General features: G+C 60.8%; 17 protein-coding genes and 6 tRNA genes. 22 read left to right on the forward strand and 1 reads right to left on the reverse strand.

What is annotated here, in order from left to right; translation table 11 throughout:
* Window position 1: 1 nt before the first annotated feature.
* From mazG to rpoS, 11 genes are all read left to right on the forward strand, one after another.
* Window positions 2-793: a nucleoside triphosphate pyrophosphohydrolase gene (mazG, locus tag FBAL_RS04355; protein WP_216086803.1), complete on the forward strand. Its 792-nt coding sequence runs from the start codon at window positions 2-4 to the stop codon at window positions 791-793.
* 119 nt (window positions 794-912) lie between these two features.
* Window positions 913-2,547 (forward strand): CTP synthase, encoded by a 1,635-nt coding sequence (locus FBAL_RS04360; RefSeq protein WP_013344359.1) that lies wholly within the window; start codon window positions 913-915, stop codon window positions 2,545-2,547.
* A 69-nt stretch (window positions 2,548-2,616) separates the two neighbouring features.
* The gene (gene eno / locus FBAL_RS04365) at window positions 2,617-3,912 is read left to right on the forward strand and encodes a phosphopyruvate hydratase (RefSeq protein ID WP_041251509.1); all 1,296 of its coding nucleotides are present in this window, start codon (window positions 2,617-2,619) and stop codon (window positions 3,910-3,912) included.
* Between the two features lie 103 nt (window positions 3,913-4,015).
* Window positions 4,016-4,297, forward strand: coding sequence for a cell division protein FtsB (ftsB, locus tag FBAL_RS04370; RefSeq protein WP_013344361.1), 282 nt, complete (start codon window positions 4,016-4,018; stop codon window positions 4,295-4,297).
* A gap of 16 nt (window positions 4,298-4,313) precedes the next feature.
* Window positions 4,314-5,012 carry a 2-C-methyl-D-erythritol 4-phosphate cytidylyltransferase gene (gene ispD / locus FBAL_RS04375; RefSeq protein ID WP_013344362.1) on the forward strand — a complete coding sequence of 233 codons (699 nt, stop codon included), beginning with the start codon at window positions 4,314-4,316 and terminating at the stop codon, window positions 5,010-5,012.
* The gene (gene ispF, locus FBAL_RS04380; protein WP_013344363.1) at window positions 5,012-5,485 is read left to right on the forward strand and encodes a 2-C-methyl-D-erythritol 2,4-cyclodiphosphate synthase; all 474 of its coding nucleotides are present in this window, start codon (window positions 5,012-5,014) and stop codon (window positions 5,483-5,485) included. Before ispD ends, ispF begins: the two co-directional genes overlap by 1 nt.
* Window positions 5,478-6,530 carry a tRNA pseudouridine(13) synthase TruD gene (gene truD / locus FBAL_RS04385; protein ID WP_013344364.1) on the forward strand — a complete coding sequence of 351 codons (1,053 nt, stop codon included), beginning with the start codon at window positions 5,478-5,480 and terminating at the stop codon, window positions 6,528-6,530. The genes ispF and truD overlap by 8 nt, the downstream gene beginning before the upstream one ends.
* A gap of 13 nt (window positions 6,531-6,543) precedes the next feature.
* Window positions 6,544-7,290: a 5'/3'-nucleotidase SurE gene (gene surE, locus FBAL_RS04390; RefSeq protein ID WP_013344365.1), complete on the forward strand. Its 747-nt coding sequence runs from the start codon at window positions 6,544-6,546 to the stop codon at window positions 7,288-7,290.
* On the forward strand, window positions 7,287-7,925 hold the full coding sequence (locus tag FBAL_RS04395; RefSeq protein WP_013344366.1) for a protein-L-isoaspartate(D-aspartate) O-methyltransferase: 639 nt from the start codon (window positions 7,287-7,289) through the stop codon (window positions 7,923-7,925). Before surE ends, FBAL_RS04395 begins: the two co-directional genes overlap by 4 nt.
* On the forward strand, window positions 7,926-8,840 hold the full coding sequence (locus FBAL_RS04400) for a peptidoglycan DD-metalloendopeptidase family protein (RefSeq protein ID WP_013344367.1): 915 nt from the start codon (window positions 7,926-7,928) through the stop codon (window positions 8,838-8,840).
* 75 nt (window positions 8,841-8,915) lie between these two features.
* Window positions 8,916-9,902: an RNA polymerase sigma factor RpoS gene (gene rpoS / locus FBAL_RS04405; RefSeq protein WP_013344368.1), complete on the forward strand. Its 987-nt coding sequence runs from the start codon at window positions 8,916-8,918 to the stop codon at window positions 9,900-9,902.
* 56 nt (window positions 9,903-9,958) lie between these two features.
* Here rpoS and mutS read toward each other — a convergent pair whose 3' ends face one another.
* Entirely contained in the window at window positions 9,959-12,481 is a 2,523-nt protein-coding gene (mutS, locus tag FBAL_RS04410; RefSeq protein WP_083771270.1) for a DNA mismatch repair protein MutS, read from the reverse strand.
* 239 nt (window positions 12,482-12,720) lie between these two features.
* Between mutS and recA the strand changes: the two genes are divergently transcribed.
* From recA to FBAL_RS04465, 11 genes are all read left to right on the forward strand, one after another.
* The gene (gene recA, locus FBAL_RS04415; RefSeq protein WP_013344370.1) at window positions 12,721-13,761 is read left to right on the forward strand and encodes a recombinase RecA; all 1,041 of its coding nucleotides are present in this window, start codon (window positions 12,721-12,723) and stop codon (window positions 13,759-13,761) included.
* A 6-nt stretch (window positions 13,762-13,767) separates the two neighbouring features.
* Window positions 13,768-14,226 carry a regulatory protein RecX gene (locus tag FBAL_RS04420; RefSeq protein WP_013344371.1) on the forward strand — a complete coding sequence of 153 codons (459 nt, stop codon included), beginning with the start codon at window positions 13,768-13,770 and terminating at the stop codon, window positions 14,224-14,226.
* Window positions 14,227-14,363: 137 nt separating this feature from the next.
* Entirely contained in the window at window positions 14,364-16,994 is a 2,631-nt protein-coding gene (gene alaS / locus FBAL_RS04425; RefSeq protein ID WP_013344372.1) for an alanine--tRNA ligase, read from the forward strand.
* Between the two features lie 12 nt (window positions 16,995-17,006).
* Entirely contained in the window at window positions 17,007-18,227 is a 1,221-nt protein-coding gene (locus tag FBAL_RS04430; RefSeq protein ID WP_013344373.1) for an aspartate kinase, read from the forward strand.
* Window positions 18,228-18,328: 101 nt separating this feature from the next.
* Window positions 18,329-18,526: a carbon storage regulator CsrA gene (csrA, locus tag FBAL_RS04435; RefSeq protein ID WP_013344374.1), complete on the forward strand. Its 198-nt coding sequence runs from the start codon at window positions 18,329-18,331 to the stop codon at window positions 18,524-18,526.
* 223 nt (window positions 18,527-18,749) lie between these two features.
* Window positions 18,750-18,837, forward strand: a tRNA-Ser gene (locus tag FBAL_RS04440).
* A gap of 4 nt (window positions 18,838-18,841) precedes the next feature.
* Window positions 18,842-18,918 (forward strand) — tRNA-Arg (locus tag FBAL_RS04445).
* Between the two features lie 68 nt (window positions 18,919-18,986).
* Window positions 18,987-19,063, forward strand: a tRNA-Arg gene (locus FBAL_RS04450).
* Window positions 19,064-19,160: 97 nt separating this feature from the next.
* Window positions 19,161-19,237 (forward strand) — tRNA-Arg (locus FBAL_RS04455).
* 43 nt (window positions 19,238-19,280) lie between these two features.
* Window positions 19,281-19,357, forward strand: a tRNA-Arg gene (locus FBAL_RS04460).
* Between the two features lie 152 nt (window positions 19,358-19,509).
* Window positions 19,510-19,586 (forward strand) — tRNA-Arg (locus tag FBAL_RS04465).
* Window positions 19,587-19,590 lie beyond the last annotated feature (4 nt).

The following is a 19,590-nucleotide window of genomic DNA, read 5'->3' on the forward strand; positions in this document are numbered from 1 at the left end:
ATTGCCTGACGCACCGATCGAACGTCTGCTGGCGATCATGGCGGCGCTGCGCCACCCCGAGCATGGCTGCCCCTGGGACCGCAAACAAACCCTGGCCACCATCGTACCCCACACGCTGGAGGAAGCTTACGAGGTGGCGGACGCCATCGAGCGCAACGATCTGGACGAGCTGCCCGGTGAGCTGGGTGACCTGCTGTTCCAGGTGGTGTTCTACGCCCGCATCGCGGAGGAGGCGGGCCAGTTTGATTTTGTTGAGGTGGTGAATCGCCTCAACAACAAACTGGTGCAGCGCCATCCTCATGTGTTTGCCGGTCTGCAGGCGGATGAGGCCACCATCAAGGCCAACTGGGAGCAGGGCAAGGCGCAGGAGCGGGCGGACAAAGCTCAGCACTCTGCGCTGGATAATGTGCCGCTCAACCTGCCGGCGCTGTCCCGCAGCATCAAGCTGCAGAAGCGGGTGGCCCGGGTGGGCTTCGACTGGGACAGCCTGGGACCGGTGGTGGAAAAGATCGTCGAGGAGATCGACGAAGTGATGGAAGAGGCGCATCAGGCGGTGCTCGATCAGGCGCGCCTGGAGGAGGAGATGGGCGATCTGCTGTTTGCCGTCACCAACCTGGCCCGCCACCTCAACGTCAACGCGGAGCAGGCGCTGCGTAAAGCTAACCTCAAGTTTGAAAAGCGCTTTCGCCAGGTGGAGGCACGTTGTGCCGAATCCGGCCTGGCAGTAGACCGTGCAGGGCTGGATCAGCTCGAAGCGTTCTGGCAGCAAGTTAAGGCGTCAGAAAAGCGTTAATTAGCACGGCCGACCGTTGTTGGATTTGGGGGGCTCTGGTATAATGTCGTCCCGTCCTATTGGTTGTTGCCGCAGTTCCTGCGCCGCAGCACGAAGTTCCCAATTTTCTCAGGTTCAGCATGACTACAAACTACATCTTCGTTACGGGCGGGGTGGTCTCCTCCTTGGGTAAAGGTATTGCCGCAGCGTCTGTGGCAGCACTGCTTGAAGCCCGCGGTCTTAACGTCACCATCATGAAACTGGATCCCTACATCAACGTGGATCCGGGCACCATGAGCCCGACTCAGCACGGTGAAGTGTTTGTGACCGAAGACGGTGCCGAGACCGACCTGGATCTGGGCCACTATGAGCGCTTCATCCGCACCAAGATGACCAAGCGCAATAACTTCACCACCGGCCGTATCTACTCTGACGTTCTGCGTAAAGAGCGCCGTGGTGACTACCTGGGTGCCACCATCCAGGTGATTCCGCATATCACCAACGCCATTAAAGAGCGCGTTATCGCCGGCGCCGAAGGTCACGACGTGGCCATCGTCGAAGTGGGCGGTACCGTGGGTGACATTGAGTCCCTGCCGTTCCTGGAAGCGCTGCGTCAGCTGGCGGTTGAACTGGGCCGTGAGCGCGCCATGTTCATGCACCTGACTCTGGTGCCTTACCTGGCCGCCGCCGGTGAAGTGAAAACCAAGCCGACTCAGCACTCAGTAAAAGAGCTGCTCTCCATCGGTATCCAGCCGGACGTACTGGTGTGTCGTTCCGACCGCGCCATCCCGGCCAACGAGCGCCGTAAGATCGCTCTGTTCTGTAACGTTCAGGAGCGCGCCGTTGTGTCCATGAAGGACGTGGACAGCATCTACAAGATCCCGGCCCTGCTGAAATCTCAGGGTGTGGACGATCTGTTCGTTCAACGTTTTGGCCTGTCCTGCCCGGAAGCCGACCTGAACGAGTGGGAAAAGGTGATCTACGAAGAAGCCAATCCGATCGGTGAAGTGACCATCGGTATGGTCGGCAAGTACGTTGAGCTGCCGGACGCCTACAAGTCCGTCAACGAAGCGCTGAAGCACGCCGGTCTGAAGAACCGCCTGCAGGTGACCATCAAGTACATCGATTCTCAGGACGTTGAGTCCAAGGGTGACGAAGCGCTGCAGGGCATCGACGGTATCCTGGTACCGGGTGGCTTCGGTGAGCGTGGTGTGGAAGGCAAGATCATGGCCGCCCGCTTCGCCCGCGAAAACAACCTGCCGTACTTCGGTATCTGCCTGGGTATGCAGGTGGCTCTGATTGAGTACGCCCGCAACGTTGCCGGCCTCAAAGGCGCGCACTCCTCTGAGTTCGATGCCAAGGCCAAGCACCCGGTAGTGGGTCTGATCACCGAGTGGCTGGACGCCGACGGTAAAGTGGAAGAGCGTTCCGAGACCTCCGATCTGGGCGGCACCATGCGTCTGGGTGCGCAGCTGTGTCACCTGGTGAAAGGCACCAAGGCTCAGGCTCTGTATGGCAGCGACACCTGTGTTGAGCGCCACCGTCATCGTTACGAAGTGAACAACAACTACCGTGACGCGCTGGAAAAAGCCGGCCTGGTCTTCTCCGGTCTGTCCGCCGACAAAAAATTGGTGGAGATGATCGAGATCCCCAGCCATCCTTTCTTCGTGGCTGGGCAGTTCCACCCCGAGTTCACCTCTACCCCGCGTGACGGTCACCCGCTGTTTGAAGGGTTCGTTAAAGCGGCCGGTGAATTCAGCAAGAGCGCAAGCTGAACCTGACTCCATAAGCCGGGCCATAAGGTCCGGCTTTTCTGTTTTTGGAAAACATTGAGGAAGCTAATGATGGCTAAAATCGTCAAGGTACTGGGCCGTGAAGTGATGGATTCCCGCGGTAACCCCACCGTGGAAGCGGAAGTGCACCTGGAAGGAGGCTTTATCGGCATGGCGTGTGCCCCGTCCGGTGCCTCCACCGGTACCCGCGAAGCCCTGGAGCTGCGTGACGGTGACAAGTCCCGCTACCTGGGCAAGGGTGTACTGAAAGCGGTTGCCAACGTGAATGGCCCCATCGCTGACGCCCTGCTCGGTCAAGACGCCCTCGCGCAACGTGCCATTGACCAGATCATGATCGATCTGGATGGCACCGAGAACAAAGACAAGCTGGGTGCCAACGCCATTCTGGCGGTGTCCCTGGCCAACGCCAAAGCCGCTGCTGCCGCCAAAGGCCAGCCGCTGTACGCCCACATCGCTGAGCTGAATGGCACTCCGGGTGTGTACTCCATGCCGCTGCCGATGATGAACATCCTCAACGGTGGTGAGCACGCCGACAACAACGTCGACATCCAGGAGTTCATGATCCAGCCGGTTTCCGCGCCGAACTTCCGCGAAGCGCTGCGCATGGGTGCCGAGATCTTCCACGCGCTGAAGAAAGTGTTGTCCGCCAAGGGCCTGAACACCGCCGTGGGTGACGAGGGTGGTTTCGCCCCGAATCTGGCCTCCAACGCCGACGCTCTGGCCGTGATCAAGGAAGCGGTGGAAGCCGCCGGTTACGTGCTGGGCACCGACGTGACCCTGGCCCTGGACTGCGCCGCCTCTGAGTTCTACAAAGACGGCCAGTATGTGCTGGCTGGCGAAGGCAAGAGCTTCGACGCCAACGGTTTCTCCGACTACCTGGCTGAGCTGACCGAACAGTACCCGATCATCTCCATCGAAGATGGCCTGGACGAGTCTGACTGGGACGGCTGGGCTTACCAGACCCAGATCCTGGGCGACAAGATCCAGCTGGTGGGCGACGACCTGTTCGTGACCAACACCAAGATCCTCAAGCGCGGTATCGAGAACAGCATCGGCAACGCCATCCTGATCAAGTTCAACCAGATCGGCTCTCTGTCCGAAACCCTGGACGCCATCAAGATGGCCAAGGACGCCGGCTTTACCGCAGTGATCTCCCACCGCTCCGGTGAAACCGAAGACGCCACCATCGCCGACCTGGCGGTGGGCACCGCTGCTGGCCAGATCAAAACCGGCTCTCTGTGCCGCTCTGATCGCGTCGCTAAGTACAACCAGTTGCTGCGCATTGAAGAGCAACTGGGCGGCCAGGCCCCTTACCGCGGCCGCGCCGAAGTGAACGGTCAGGGCTAAGTCCCGCAGTTCACCCATAAAAGCCGCCTTCGGGCGGCTTTTTGCTTTTCTTTTTCCGGAGCTTGCGCCAAGATCTTCGGACGAATGGTTTGAGGCGGGACAGATGCGGATCTTACTGGTGGTGTTGACCCTGTTACTGGTGGCGACGCAGTACCGACTTTGGGCGGGTGAAAACAGCCTGCGTGAAGTGGTGCGCCTGCGGGAGCAGATCCAGCGCCAGTTGGACGGCAATGCTGCCCTGGTGGAACGCAACCAGGTGTTGGAGCAGGAGATTGAAGACCTGCGCCACGGTCTGGATGCGGTGGAAGAACGGGCCCGCCATGAGTTGGGCATGATCCGGGAGGACGAACAGTTCTATCGGGTGATCCGCCGGCCTCAATCCTGAGCTCCCTGGAGTCCCCATGCCACTGAATGAATCCGCTCCGCTCTACGCCGTGGTGCCTGCCGCCGGCGTTGGCAAGCGTATGGGCGCCGATCGGCCCAAGCAGTACCTGCTGCTCAATGATCGCACCATCCTGTCCCACACCCTGTCGGTGCTGCTCAGCCACCCGCGTATTCACCAAGTGATTGTGGCGCTGGGGCCGGAGGATGGCTATTTCGACAGCCTGGAAGAGGCCAGCCATCCGAGACTGATTCGGGTGGACGGCGGCCGCGAGCGCTCCGACTCGGTACGCCTGGCGTTGGCCGCCATTGAGGATAAGGCCGCCTGGGCCCTGGTGCACGATGCGGCCCGGCCCTGCCTGCACCACGATGATATTGATCGCCTGCTGGCGTTCCCCGGCGACCAGGGGGCCATCCTGGCCAGCCCGGTGCGGGACACCATGAAGCGGGCCGGGGCCGATGGCACCATCGACCATACTGTGCCAAGGGAAGCGCTTTGGCATGCCCTGACACCCCAACTGTTTCCAGCGGAGGCGCTGCACCAGGCCCTGGTGCGGGGGGAGCAGGCCGGAGCGGTCATTACCGATGAAGCCTCCGCCATGGAGCGTGAAGGCTGGCACCCGGCACTGGTGGCCGGGCGTCCGGACAACATCAAGATCACCCATCCCGACGACCTGCGCCTGGCGCAGCTGTATTTAGCCAGTAGAGAGGCACAATGATGCGGATCGGACACGGTTTCGACGTACACAAATTTGGCGGCGAAGGCCCACTTATTCTCGGCGGCGTCTCGGTGCCGTTTGAACAGGGCCTGCTGGCCCACTCCGATGGCGACGTCGTGCTGCACGCCATCAGTGATGCGCTGTTGGGCGCGGTGGCGATGGGCGACATCGGTCGCCACTTCCCCGATACCGATCCGGCCTACTCCGGCGCCGACAGCCGGGTGCTGCTGCGCCACTGCTATGGCCTGGTGCGGGAGCAGGGCTACCGACTGGGTAATCTGGACGTCACCATCATCGCCCAGATGCCCAAGATGGCACCGCACATCGACGCGATGCGCGCCAACCTGGCGGCCGACCTCGGGGTCGAGCTGTCTCAAGTTAACGTAAAGGCGACCACGACGGAGCGCCTGGGATTTACCGGACGGGGTGAAGGGATCGCCACCGAAGCCGTGGTACTGCTTTGTCATGACTGATTACACCCTGCCGCAATGGCACTATCTGCTGGGCGAACCCAGCTCTGAAGCCTGGATCCGCCGCGAACCTGAGCACTTCCAGGTCGATGAAATGCTGCCTTTCACCCCCGATGGGGCGGGCGAGCACCACCTGCTGCACATCGAAAAGCGCGACCTGACCACCCACCAGCTGGCCAAGATCGTCGCCAAATTTGCCGATGTGCCGGCCCGGGACGTCAGTTGGGCCGGCCTGAAAGACCGCCACGGCGTGACCCGCCAGTGGTTGTCGGTGCGTATCCCCGGCAAGGTGGACCCGGACTGGGCCCAGCTCAACGATCGATACATTACCCTGCTGGCGGCGCACCGCCATGGCCGTAAGCTGCGCACCGGGGCCCTGCTGGGCAACCGCTTTAAGATCGCCCTCAGTGGCGTCACCGACCGAGACGCGCTGGAAGCCCGCCTGGCTGAAGTCAGCAAAGGGGTGCCGAACTATTACGGTGAGCAGCGTTTTGGCCACGGTGGCAACAATGTGCGCCGCGCCGCCGAGATGTTCTCCGGTCGCAAGGTGAAAGACCGCAACAAGCGCAGCATCTACCTCTCTGCCGCCCGCAGTTTCCTGTTTAACCACGTGGTCTCTGCCCGACTGGCCCAGCACGGTGTGACGCCGCTGGCTGGTGATGCGGTGATGCTGCACGGCAGCAACAGCTTCTTTGTGGCGGAGCAGTGGGATGCGGAAAACCTGGGGCGTCTTCTGCAGGGCGACATCGAACTGTCGGCGCCGCTGCCGGGCGACGGAGACCTGCGCAGCCAGGGCGTGGCCAACGCGTTTGAAACCGAAGTGCTGGCGCCCTTTGCCGAGTTGACCGAGGGGCTGAAGGGCGCCCGGGTGGACGTTGACCGTCGTCGCCTGTTGCTGAAACCGGAGCAGTTCCGCCATCACTGGGAGGATGACCTGCTGTGGCTGGAGTTTGTCCTGCCCTCCGGCGCCTTTGCCACCAGCGTTTTGCGTGAGCTGGCCCGGTATCAGGATGCGCAAGCCATTGAGCTGCGGTCGGAAATTGAATAACAATAGGCAGGTTATGAAGATCTTAGTCAGCAACGATGACGGCGTGCACGCCCCGGGCATAAAGGCCCTGACCGATGCCCTGGCCGCCATCGCCGAAACCGTTACTGTGGCGCCGGACCGCAACTGCTCCGGCGCGTCGAACTCCCTGACCCTGACCAACCCGCTGCGTGCGCAGCGGCTGGAGAACGGCTACTACCAGGTCAATGGCACGCCAACCGACTGCGTGCACCTGGCGATCCGTGAACTGATGGATGGCGAACCTGATCTGGTGGTGTCCGGCATCAACGCCGGCGCCAACCTGGGCGACGACACCCTCTATTCCGGTACCGTGGCCGCGGCCATGGAGGGGCGTCACCTGGGGCTGCCCACCATTGCCGTTTCCCTGGTGGGGCGCAAGCTGGAGCACTACGATACCGCGGCGGCAATCACCGCCCAGATCGTTCAGGGCCTGCTGGCCAACCCGCTGCCGTCAGAGCAGATCCTCAACATCAACGTGCCGGACCTGCCACTGGAGCAGATCCAGGGCATTCGGGTCACCCGGCTGGGCGCCCGCCACAAGGCGGAAGGCATGGTCAAAACTCAGGACCCTGCGGGCCGCGATATCTACTGGTTGGGCCCTCCGGGGGGCGAACAGGATGCCGGTGACGGCACCGACTTCCATGCGGTCGCCAACGGTTACGTGTCGGTGACGCCCCTGACCGTAGACCTCACCGCGCACAGCCAGCTGGCGCCGCTCACCCAGTGGTTTAATCAGCTATGACTACGGCCACTTCCGCCTACGGCAGCCGACTGGCGCACCTGATGCGCGAGGGCGGCATCAGCAACCCCCACGTTTTGGACGCGATGGCCGCCGTGCCGCGCCAGCTGTTTGTTGACGGCGGCCTGGCCCCCCGGGCGTGGGAGAATACGGCGCTGCCGATTGGCCAGGGCCAGACCATCTCTCAGCCCTATATCGTGGCGCGGATGACGGAGTTGTTACTGGAGCGACTGGGCCCTGGCCCGGTGCTGGAGATCGGCACCGGTTCCGGTTATCAGGCGGCGATCCTGGCCAGCCTGGTGCCTCAGCTGTGCACCGTGGAGCGGATCAAAAGTCTGCAGATCCAGGCCCGTCGCCGGCTTAAGCAACTTGACCTTCATAACATCGCCTTTAAGTACGGTGATGGCTGGCAGGGCTGGCCCAGCAAAGCCCCCTTTGGCGGCATTCTGGTGACTGCCGCTGCCAGTGAGGTGCCGCAGGCGCTGTTGGCGCAGCTGGCGGAGGGCGGTCGCCTGGTGATCCCGGTGGGCAGCGAGTACCAGGTGCTGCGGGTGATCGACAAGATCGACGGCCAGCTGCACAGCCGGGATGTGGAAGCGGTGCGCTTTGTGCCTTTGGTACCGGGAGAGACCGAGTAGATGCTCGGCCTGGCCCGCTGCTGGCCCTTTTCCGCCTTACGCCAACTGGGCTGTGTCAGCCTGGCGTTGCTGCTGGCCGGTTGCTCGTTGCAACAGCCACCGGCCCCGGTGGAAACGCTGTACAGCGGGCAGACCTACCGCGAACGCCCCCGTGGCAGTTTGCAGAGCCAGAACTATACGGTTAAGGCTGGCGATACCCTCTACTCGATTGCTTGGGCCGCCGATCAGGACTTTCGAACGTTGGCTCAGCGAAATGGGCTGCGATCGCCCTATGTGATCCACCCTGGTCAGACCTTGAAATTGAGTGGTTCGGCAACAAGAACTCACAATTCTTCAACAGCTACTCCACCGCGTCCTGCGCCAGCGAAACCCAGACCAGCTGCGGCCTCAACAGGTCAAGTTGCTAAAACATCCACAGAAAACCGAGAGAATAAATCGGTTGATCCCGCTCCACAGCCTAGTTATGCTGGTTCAACGACGTTACAAACCAGTAACACGACTGGCTCAGTAACGGCGTCACGCGACACGGCACTGCCGGACCGCGTTGCCCAGTGGCGTTGGCCGGTTAAGGGGAAGGTCATTCGCCGATTCTCAGCCACCGAGCAGGGCAACAAGGGACTCGATATTGCGGCACCCACCGGGACTCCGGTGATCAGCGCCGCCGAGGGGCGAGTTGTGTATGCGGGGAGCGCGTTGCGTGGTTACGGACAGCTGATCATCATCAAACACTCCGATGAATACCTCAGTGCCTACGCCCATAACAGCCGCATCCTGGTGAAAGAAAAACAAAGGGTCAGCGCAGGACAAAAGATTGCAGAAGTGGGCAGCAGTGACGCCGACAGGCCGATGTTGCACTTTGAGATCCGCTATAAAGGCAAGTCCGTTGATCCGCAAAGGTATTTACCCCGTCAATGAGGGGATTGGGTTGTCAAAACAAGGAGGAAAACTGTGAGAGTTAACTAGGTTTGGGACAAATTGGGAGATTAGCCAATGAATCGCAAGAGCAACGCTTTTGATGATGTGGCTGCCGTCGATTTAAGTCGTACCGAGGTTGTAGGGACCCCGGAAGAAGTCGAAGCCAACAACACTGAGGAACGCTCCTCATCTAACATTGACCAACTGGTCCAGGACGATCTGCAAAAAAACCTGGATGCGACACAGCTGTACCTCAGCGAGATTGGGTTTTCCCCCTTGCTGACGGCCGAAGAAGAAGTCTATTACGCCCGCCGGGCTCAGCGCGATTGCGCTAAGTCTCGCAACCGCATGATCGAAAGTAACCTCCGTTTGGTGGTGAAGATCGCCCGCCGTTATAACAATCGTGGTCTGGCCCTGCTGGATCTGATCGAAGAGGGTAATCTTGGCCTGATCCGAGCGGTGGAGAAGTTCGACCCCGAGCGCGGTTTCCGCTTTTCCACTTACGCCACCTGGTGGATCCGTCAGACCATTGAACGGGCCATCATGAATCAGACCCGCACGATTCGTCTGCCCATCCATGTGGTGAAAGAGCTCAATGTCTACCTGCGCACCGCCCGTGAGCTGGCCCATACGCTGGACCATGAACCGACCGCAGAAGAGATCGCCATGAAGCTCGATAAGCCGGTGGAAGACGTCAGCCGCATGCTGAAGCTGAACGAGAAGATCAGCTCCGTGGACACCCCGATCGGTGGTGACTCGGATAAGGCCTTGCTGGATGTGATTGCGGATGACGACCGGGTTTGCCCGGAAGTGCAGGCGCAGGACGACGACATCAACGGCTCAGTAGTGCGCTGGTTGGGGGAGCTGAACTCAAAGCAACGCGAGGTGCTGGCCCGCCGCTTTGGTCTGCTGGGCTATGAGCCTTCAACGTTGGAAGATGTGGGACGTGAAATCGGGCTGACCCGGGAGCGGGTCAGGCAGATCCAGGTCGAAGCGCTGCGCCGACTGCGTGAGCTGATCGGCGCTCAGGGCCTCTCGGTGGAATCTCTGTTCAAACCCTGATGACAACCCATCATAAAAAAACGCCGCCCATCGGGCGGCGTTTTTGATCCTGAGGCTTACAGCTGAGCTTTGAGCTGGTACAGCATATCCAGCGCCTGACGCGGGGTCAGCGCATCCGGGTCGAGGCGTTCGAGCAGTTCGACCACCGGATGAGGCTCCGGCAACAGCGGCAACTGGCCACCGCTGACTTCAGCACTGGGGGCCACACGGGGTTGCTGCTCCAGCTGGGACAGGCGTTGCTTGGCGGCGGCCACCACCAACTTGGGCACCCCGGCCAGGGCCGCCACCTGCAGACCATAGCTGCGGCTGGCCGGCCCCTCCTGTACTGCGTGCATAAAGGCGATGGTGTCGCCGTGCTCGACCGCGTCGAGGTGGACGTTGTGTACGCCCTCAAGCTGGCTCGGCAGTTCGGTCAGCTCGAAGTAGTGGGTGGCGAACAGCGTCATCGCCCGGATCGATTTGGCCAGGTGCTGGGCCGCGGCCCAGGCCAGGGACAGGCCGTCATAGGTCGAGGTGCCGCGGCCAATCTCATCCATCAGCACCAGGCTGCGCTCGGTGGCGTTGTTGAGGATGTTGGCGGTTTCGGTCATCTCCACCATAAAGGTGGAGCGGCCTGAGGCTAGGTCATCGGAGGCGCCAATGCGGGTAAAGATGCGATCCACCGGGCCGACCACCGCGTGTTCTGCCGGGACAAAGCTGCCGATGTGGGCCAACAGGGTGATCAGTGCGGTCTGGCGCATGTAGGTGGATTTACCGCCCATGTTGGGGCCGGTCACGATCAGCATGCGACGCTGGGGTGACAGCAGCACCGGGTTGGCGATAAAGGGTTCGCTCATCACCTGTTCCACCACCGGGTGGCGGCCGTTGTCGATCTGGATGCCCGGCTGTTCGCTCAGTTGCGGACGGTGGTAATCCAGCGTGTCGGCACGTTCAGCGAGGTTTTGCAGTACGTCCAGTTCGGCGCAGGCAAAGGCGGATTCCTGCAGCGCCGGCAGCACCGGCAGCAGCAGGTCAAACAACTCTTCGTACAGGCGTTTTTCCAGCGCCAGAGCTTGGCTCTGGCTGGTCAGCACCTTGTCTTCCAGCTCTTTCAGCTCCGGCACGATGTAGCGCTCGGTGTTCTTCAGGGTCTGGCGGCGCACGTAGTTGCTGGGCACCAGCGCGGACTGGGCACGGCTGACCTCGATAAAGAAGCCATGCACCTTGTTGTAGCCCACCTTCAGGGTGGCGATGCCGCTGCGTTCACGCTCCTGCTGCTCCAGCTGGGTGAGGAAGTCGGTGGCCCCCTGAGACAGGGCACGCAGCTCGTCCAGCTCGGCGTTGTAGCCCTCGGCCAGTACGCCGCCATCGCGGATCACCACCGGCGGGTTGTCTTTGATGGCGCGGGTCAGCAGGTCGAGCTGCTCCGGGAATTCCCCCAGTTGATTGTGCAGTTGTGCCAGCTGGCGGCCGGGCAGCTCGGCCAGCAGTTCACGCAGTTGCGGCAACTGACCAAGGGCCTGGCGCAAGCGGGTCAGGTCACGGGGGCGGGCGCTGCGCAGGGCGAGGCGGGCCAGTACCCGTTCGAGGTCACCCACCGGCTTGAGCAGCTCAGCCAGATCCAGATAAGCGGTTTGATCTTTCAGGCAGGCCACGCTGTCGAGTCGGCCCTCCAGCACGCTGCGCTGGGTCAGGGGCTGGTGCAGCCAGCGTTTCAGCAGGCGTGAGCCCATCGCGGTGGTGGTGCGGTCCAGTACCGCCGCCAGCGTGTTGTCGAAGCCCCCGGCCAGGTTTTGGGTCAGCTCCAGGTTTCGACGGGTGGCCGCATCCAGCACGATGGCGCTGCCGTCCTGCTCTTTCACCAGAGCGCGAATGTGGGGCAGGGCGGTGCGCTGGGTGTCTTTGACGTACTGCATCAGGCAGCCAGCGGCGCACAGGGCGCGCTCCGCCTGCTCAACCCCGAAACCGGTCAGGTCGCGGGTGCCGAACTGTTCATTCAGCAGGGCCCGGGCGGTGCCCAGTTCAAACTCCCACTCCGGGCGACGGCGGCAGCCCTTGAGGTGGTCGATCAGGTCCATGCGGGGGAACAGTTCCGGGTAAAGCAACTCGGCGGGGCGGGTGCGTTGCAGTTCCGCCTGCAGCGCTTCGTCGTCCGCCAGTTCATTCACCACAAAGCGACCGGAGGCGATGTCGAGAGTGGCGTAACCGTATTGGCCGCGGGACTCGTAGACCGCCGCCAACAGGTTGTCCTGGCGCTCCTGCAACAGGGCTTCATCGGTCACCGTGCCGGGAGTGACGATGCGCACCACCTGGCGTTCCACCGGACCTTTGCTGGTGGCCGGGTCGCCAATCTGCTCACAGATGGCGACGGATACGCCTTGCTGTACCAGTCGGGCGAGGTAGCCTTCCACCGCGTGGTAGGGGACACCGGCCATCGGGATGGGATCACCGGCGGCGTGGCCGCGGGCGGTCAGGGAGATGTCGAGCAGTTCGGCGGCTCGCTTGGCGTCGTCAAAGAACAGCTCGTAGAAGTCCCCCATCCGATAAAACAGCAGGACGTCGGGGTGCTGGGCCTTGATGGTCAGGTACTGACGCATCATTGGGGTGTGCTGTTCCAAGTTGGCCGGGCTGCGCTGGGTCACGAGGTCTCCTGAAGACGAAAGAAAGCTAGCCCGCTATGATACCCAAATTTGCCGCTGACGCAGGGCCGGACGAGGGAAAATTTGCCCCGCCGGCGCATTTGCTGAGCCACCAGGGTTGATACTGTATGATTGTACAGTATACTACTGGCATTACATCGAATCCTGTCGCCGCCAAGGCATCTTTTCTGGAGCTTGAAATGGACGAGAACAAAAAACGCGCCCTAAGTGCCGCACTGGGTCAAATCGAGAAGCAGTTTGGCAAAGGGTCCATCATGCGTCTTGGCGATGCGACCACTCTGGACATTGAATCTGTATCCACCGGCTCCCTGGGCCTGGATATCGCCCTGGGCATTGGCGGCCTGCCGTACGGCCGTATCGTTGAGATTTACGGTCCGGAATCTTCCGGTAAAACCACGCTGACCCTTCAGGTGATTGCCGAAGCGCAGAAACAGGGCAAAACCTGTGCGTTTGTCGATGCGGAACACGCCCTGGATCCGGTTTACGCCGCCAAGCTGGGCGTTAACGTCGAAGAGCTGCTGGTGTCCCAGCCGGATACCGGTGAACAGGCGCTGGAGATCTGCGACATGCTGGTGCGTTCCGGTGCCGTTGATGTGGTGATTGTTGACTCCGTGGCTGCCCTGACTCCGAAGGCGGAGATCGAAGGTGAGATGGGTGACTCCCACGTGGGCCTGCAGGCGCGTCTGATGTCCCAGGCACTGCGTAAGCTGACCGCCAACATTAAGCGCTCCAACACCCTGTGCGTGTTCATTAACCAGATCCGTATGAAGATCGGTGTGATGTTCGGCAGCCCGGAAACCACCACCGGTGGTAACGCGCTCAAGTTCTACGCCTCCGTTCGTTTGGACATCCGCCGTATTGGTGCGGTGAAAGACGGTGACGAGGTGGTGGGTAACGAAACCCGCGTTAAAGTGGTGAAGAACAAGGTTTCCCCGCCGTTCAAACAGGCTGAATTCCAGATTCTGTACGGTGAAGGCACCTCCAAAGAGGGTGAGCTGATCGACCTGGGTGTACAGCAGAAGCTGATCGAGAAGTCTGGCGCCTGGTACAGCTATCAGGGCGAGAAGATCGGCCAGGGTAAAGCCAACAGCATCCGCTTCCTGAAAGAGAACGTGGCCATTGCCAACGAGATCGAGAAGCTGCTGCGTGACCGTCTGCTGCTGAAGGCTGCACCGCAAGCCGAAGACGAAGACGAAGTTGAGGCGCCGGAGCTGGGCTAATCGGCCATGGCAAAAGCGTCACAGGACCGGGACCCGGTCGCTGCTGCGGTGGGACTGTTGTCCCGCCGCGATCATAGCCGCGAGGAGTTAAAGCAAAAGCTGCGCTCCCGCGGCTTTGTCGTTTCCGATATCGATAAAGCCATCGCCCGGGTGGACGATTGGGGCTACCTCAATGACGCTCGCTTCGCCGAAGGCTTTGTCCGTTACCGTTCTGCCCGTGGTCTTGGCCCCATCCGGCTGGCCAACGAACTGCGTGAACGCGGCGTCGCGGCGGAGCTGATCCGCCAGACCCTGGCCGAAGCCGAACAGGACTGGTTCGAGCTTTGCGCCGACCTGTGCCAACGCAAATTTGGCACCGCTCCCCCCTCCGATTTCAAGGCTCGGGCCAAGGTACAACGCTACCTGGCTTACCGGGGCTTCGACATGGAACAGATCCGCTACGCTCTGGAGAGCCTGCACAGCTGACCGGAAAATAGGCCAAACCGTGGATTATCTGCGGCCATGGTGCTGGTTTGAGCAGGAGTGTTGCGGATATAATTGGCCGTTTACACGGCTTGCCGGCGGTCGCCGGCGCTCACTGTCAGTTTTTTCAGGATGACCTCATGCACATGACCACCGCCGAGATCCGGACCGCGTTCCTGGAGTATTTCCGTTCTCAAGGCCACGAAGTGGTGGCATCCAGCTCGCTGGTGCCGCACAACGATCCCACTCTGCTGTTCACCAATGCCGGTATGAACCAGTTTAAGGATTGCTTCCTTGGTGCAGAACAACGGGCATACACCCGCGCGACCACGGCACAGCGTTGCGTACGTGCTGGCGGTAAGCACAACGACCTGGAAAACGTTGGCTTTACTGCCCGTCACCACACCTTCTTCGAAATGCTGGGTAACTTCAGCTTTGGCGACTACTTCAAGCATGACGCCATCAAGTTTGCCTGGCAGTTCCTGACCGAAGTGCTGCAGCTGCCGAAAGATAAGCTGTGTGTCACCGTGTACCACACTGACGACGAAGCCTTCGACATCTGGAACAAAGAGATCGGCATCGCCGCGGAAAACATCATCCGCATCGGTGACAAGCCCGGCAAACCGGCTTACACCTCTGACAACTTCTGGCAGATGGGTGACACCGGCCCGTGCGGCCCCTGCACCGAGATCTTCTACGACCACGGCGACCACATCTGGGGCGGCCGTCCGGGCACCCCGGAAGAGGACGGTGATCGCTTTATCGAGATCTGGAACATCGTGTTCATGCAGTTTAACCGTCACGCTGACGGCACCATGGACCCGCTGCCGAAGCCGTCCGTGGATACCGGTATGGGCATTGAGCGTGTGGCGGCCATTATGCAGGGCGGCCACTCCAACTATGACATCGACATCTTCCAGCGCCTGATCAAAAAAGCCGCTGAGATCACCGGTACCACCGATCTCGACAACAAATCCCTGCGCGTTGTGGCGGACCATATCCGCTCCTGCGCCTACCTGATCGTGGATGGCGTGATGCCCTCCAACGAAGGTCGCGGCTACGTGCTGCGCCGCATTATCCGTCGCGCCGTTCGTCACGGTCGCAAACTGGGCGCCAACGACACCTTCTTCTTCAAGCTGGTGGGTGAACTGGCTGACGTGATGGGCGCTGCCGGTGAAGAACTGAAACAGCAGCAGGCCATTGTTGAGAAAGTGCTGCGCATCGAGGAGGAGGGCTTTGCCCGTACTCTGGAGCGCGGTATGCAGCTGCTGAACGAGGCACTGGATAACCTCGACGGCGACGTACTGGACGGCGCCACCGTATTTAAGCTGTACGACACCTACGGCTTCCCGGCTGACCTGACCAACGACGTGGCCCGCGAGCGCGGCTTTAGCATCGACGAAGATGGCTTCGAAGTGGAGATGGAGCAGCAGCGCCAGCGTGCTCGTGACGCCGGTCAGTTTGGTACCGACTACTCCAAAGTGGTCAGCATCGACAGCGACAGCGTGTTCACCGGTTACGACCGCACTGACGACCAGGGCAAAGTTGTGGCCATCCTGGTGGAAGGCAACGAAGTGGACAGTCTGATGGGCGAGCGTGGCACTGATGCTGTGCTGGTTCTGGATCAGTCCCCGTTCTACGCCGAGTCCGGTGGTCAGGTGGGTGACACCGGTGTGATCCGCTGCGGTGATGCTGAATTTGAAGTGACCGACACCCAGAAGCTGGGTAACGCCATTGCCCACAAGGGTAAGTTGGTGAGCGGTGCGTTCCAGCGCGGTGACGCGGTAGCGGCCGAAGTGGACGCCAGCCGTCGTGATGCCATCCGCCTGAACCACTCTGCGACCCACCTGCTGCACGCTGCCCTGCGCAACCTGCTGGGTGACCACGTGACCCAGAAGGGTTCACTGGTTATGGCGGACCGCCTGCGCTTCGACTTCTCCCACTTCGAAGGCGTGAGCCGTGACGAGCTGGTGGCGATCGAAAATCAGGTGAACGAGCAGATCCGCGCCAACCACAGCATCGACACTGAGCTGATGGACATCGAAGCGGCTAAGGCCCGCGGTGCCATGGCGCTGTTTGGTGAGAAGTATGATGACCAGGTGCGGGTACTGGCGATGGGCGACTACTCCATCGAGCTGTGTGGCGGTATTCACGCCAAGCGCACCGGTGATATCGGCTTCTTCAAGATCGTTTCTGAAGGCGGCATCGCCGCTGGCATCCGCCGTATTGAAGCGGTAACCGGCAACGGCGCTGTGGCGTTCGCCCGCAGCCAGGAAAACCAGCTGCTGGAAACCGCGGCGCTGGTTAAAGGTGATGCTCAGAGCGTCGCTTCTAAGGTCAAGGGGCTGTTGGACAAGAACCGACAGCTGGAGAAAGAACTGGAGCAGCTGAAGCAGAAACTGGCTTCCGCAGCCAGTGCCAACCTGGTCGACAGCGCCGTGGATATGGGCGGTGTGAAGGTCCTGATCAGCCAACTGGAAAACGCCGACAGCAAAGCGCTGCGCGGCATGGTGGATGACCTCAAGAACCAGATGGGCAGCGGCATTGTTCTGCTGGGCAACGTGGCCGACGGTAAAGTGGGCCTGATTGCCGGTGTCACCAAAGACCTGACCGGCAAAGTCAAAGCCGGTGAGCTGGTGAACCTGGTGGCCCAGCAGGTCGGCGGTAAAGGTGGCGGTCGTCCCGATATGGCGATGGCTGGCGGCACCGATGCTGCGGCCCTGCCGGCGGCACTGGAAGCAGCCAAAGCCTGGCTGGCTGACAAGCTGTAATTGGACGCGTCTGTGGCCCTTTTTGTACAGAAATTTGGCGGAACCTCGGTGGGCTCATTCGAGCGCATCGAGGCCGTCGCGGACCGGATCGCCCGCAGCGCCCGAGCCGGCCACCAGTTGGTGGTGGTGCTCTCGGCGATGGCGGGTGAAACCAACCGATTGTTGTCGCTGGCCAAGCAGGTCGCGGCAACACCATGCCCCCGTGAGCTGGATATGCTGGTCAGCACCGGTGAGCAGATCTCCATCGCCTTGATGGCGATGGCGCTGCATAAGCGGGGACTCAAAGCCCAGTCATTGCTGGGTGAACAGGTGGGCATCGTCACTGATGGTCGCCATGGCCGTGCCCGTATTCGCGAAGTGCAGACCGAGCGGATGCAGGCGATGCTGGCGTATGGGATCATTCCTATCGTGGCGGGCTTTCAGGGTCGTTGCCTGGACAACCAGGTGACAACACTGGGGCGGGGTGGTTCTGACACCACCGCCGTGGCGATTGCCGCTGCATTGAAGGCCGACGAGTGCCAGATCTTTACCGATGTGGATGGCGTGTACACCACCGATCCCCGGGTGGAACCCAAGGCGCGCAAGATGGACAACATCACCTTTGAGGAGATGTTGGAACTCTCCAGTCTTGGGGCAAAAGTACTGCAGATCCGCTCAGTAGAGTATGCTGGTCGTTACAACGTACCGTTGCGGGTGCTCTCCAGCTTCCGCGATGGTGAAGGCACCTTGATCACCTATGAGGAGAATGCCATGAACGCCCCTGTGGTTTCCGGTATTGCTTTCAGCCGTGATGAGGCCAGCCTGACTCTGGTCGGCGTGCCGGATGCGGCCAATGTGGCGGCCACCATTTTGGCCCCCATCGGCGATGCCGGAATCGACGTCGACATGATCGTTCAGAATGCCACGGGGGATGGTAAAGCGGATTTCACCTTTACCGTGGCTCGGAATGATCTGGATCAGGCTCAAGCGCTGTTGGCGCCGGTGTTACCCCAGTTGGGGGTGGCGGCGCTACGCAGCGATGATACGCTGTGCAAGGTGTCCGTGGTTGGCGTAGGGATGAAAAACCATTCCGGCGTGGCCAGCCAGATGTTCCAGACTCTGGGGCAGGAAGGGATCAGTATCGCCCTGATCGCCACATCCGAGATTAAAATCTCCGTGGCCATCGATGAGAAGTATCTGGAGTTGGCGGTCCGCAGCCTTCACCAGTCATTTAATCTGGCTGGCGAAGAGTAAATCCCTTCGGTGGCTATAGATTTAATCTGGTCTAACTTTATAATACTGCTGAAAGATTCAAACGCCGCTGCGGAATGAGTTGGAGATAGAGGAGCAATAGAATGCTGATTTTGACTCGCCGTGTTGGCGAAACCTTGATGATTGGTGACGAAGTCACTGTTACCGTCCTGGGTGTGAAAGGTAACCAGGTACGTATCGGCGTGAACGCTCCTAAAGAGGTTTCTGTTCATCGCGAAGAGATTTACATGCGCATCCAGGCCGAGAAAGACGGCGGCGCTGCCCCCAGCGGCAACTTCTGATTTGAAAAGACCGGCCAAGCGCCGGTTTTTTTCTGCCTGTACGTCACTTCCTGCAACGCCCTCCTTCAACTTTTTTCCGCTATCTGGCCAGTTTTTGACGGCAAATTCACCGCTTTGTGACCGCCTTGCCACCACCTTGATGGAAATCCGTTCAAACGCGTTCCTGGCCCAGAAAAAGCGTTTGACTTATTTCCCTTAGCCCGTAATATACGCCCCACGAAACGGTGAGGTGGCCGAGTGGCTGAAGGCGCGCCCCTGCTAAGGGCGTATACCGACAGGTATCGAGGGTTCGAATCCCTCCCTCACCGCCATTGCGCGTCCGTAGCTCAGCTGGATAGAGTACCTGGCTACGAACCAGGCGGTCGGAGGTTCGAATCCTCCCGGACGCGCCACTTTTATCAGGAGCCGCGCAGAGCGCGGCTTCTTGGTTTTCAAAGGACGAAAACCCACACCCAATTACGCATCCGTAGCTCAGCTGGATAGAGTACCTGGCTACGAACCAGGCGGTCGGAGGTTCGAATCCTCCCGGATGCGCCATCTTCCTCGTCGGCTTAGCCGAGCGACAGTGCTGATACTGCCATGGATGCGGTCAGGCACTATACTTCGCCACCAGTGCGAGACCCAAGTTTGATGTGCGTCCGTAGCTCAGCTGGATAGAGTACCTGGCTACGAACCAGGCGGTCGGAGGTTCGAATCCTCCCGGACGCGCCATCTTCTTAACCCCAAGTGGCAGGGGCAAAAGCCACACCGATGCGCGTCCGTAGCTCAGCTGGATAGAGTACCTGGCTACGAACCAGGCGGTCGGAGGTTCGAATCCTCCCGGACGCGCCATTTTACTTGAAGGTCGGATTTCCGGCCTTCGCGCGGAGCGCTACGGCGCTCAGGCGGCGCAAGCCAAACTGTTGGCTTGCTCTATCCGCCTTCCCCCTCCCGGACGCGCCATCTTCAACCCCAAGTGGCAGGGGCAATTGCTGCACCGATGCGCGTCCGTAGCTCAGCTGGATAGAGTACCTGGCTACGAACCAGGCGGTCGGAGGTTCGAATCCTCCCGGACGCGCCATTTT

This window comes from Ferrimonas balearica DSM 9799 (genome assembly GCF_000148645.1).
Lineage (GTDB): Bacteria > Pseudomonadota > Gammaproteobacteria > Enterobacterales > Shewanellaceae > Ferrimonas > Ferrimonas balearica.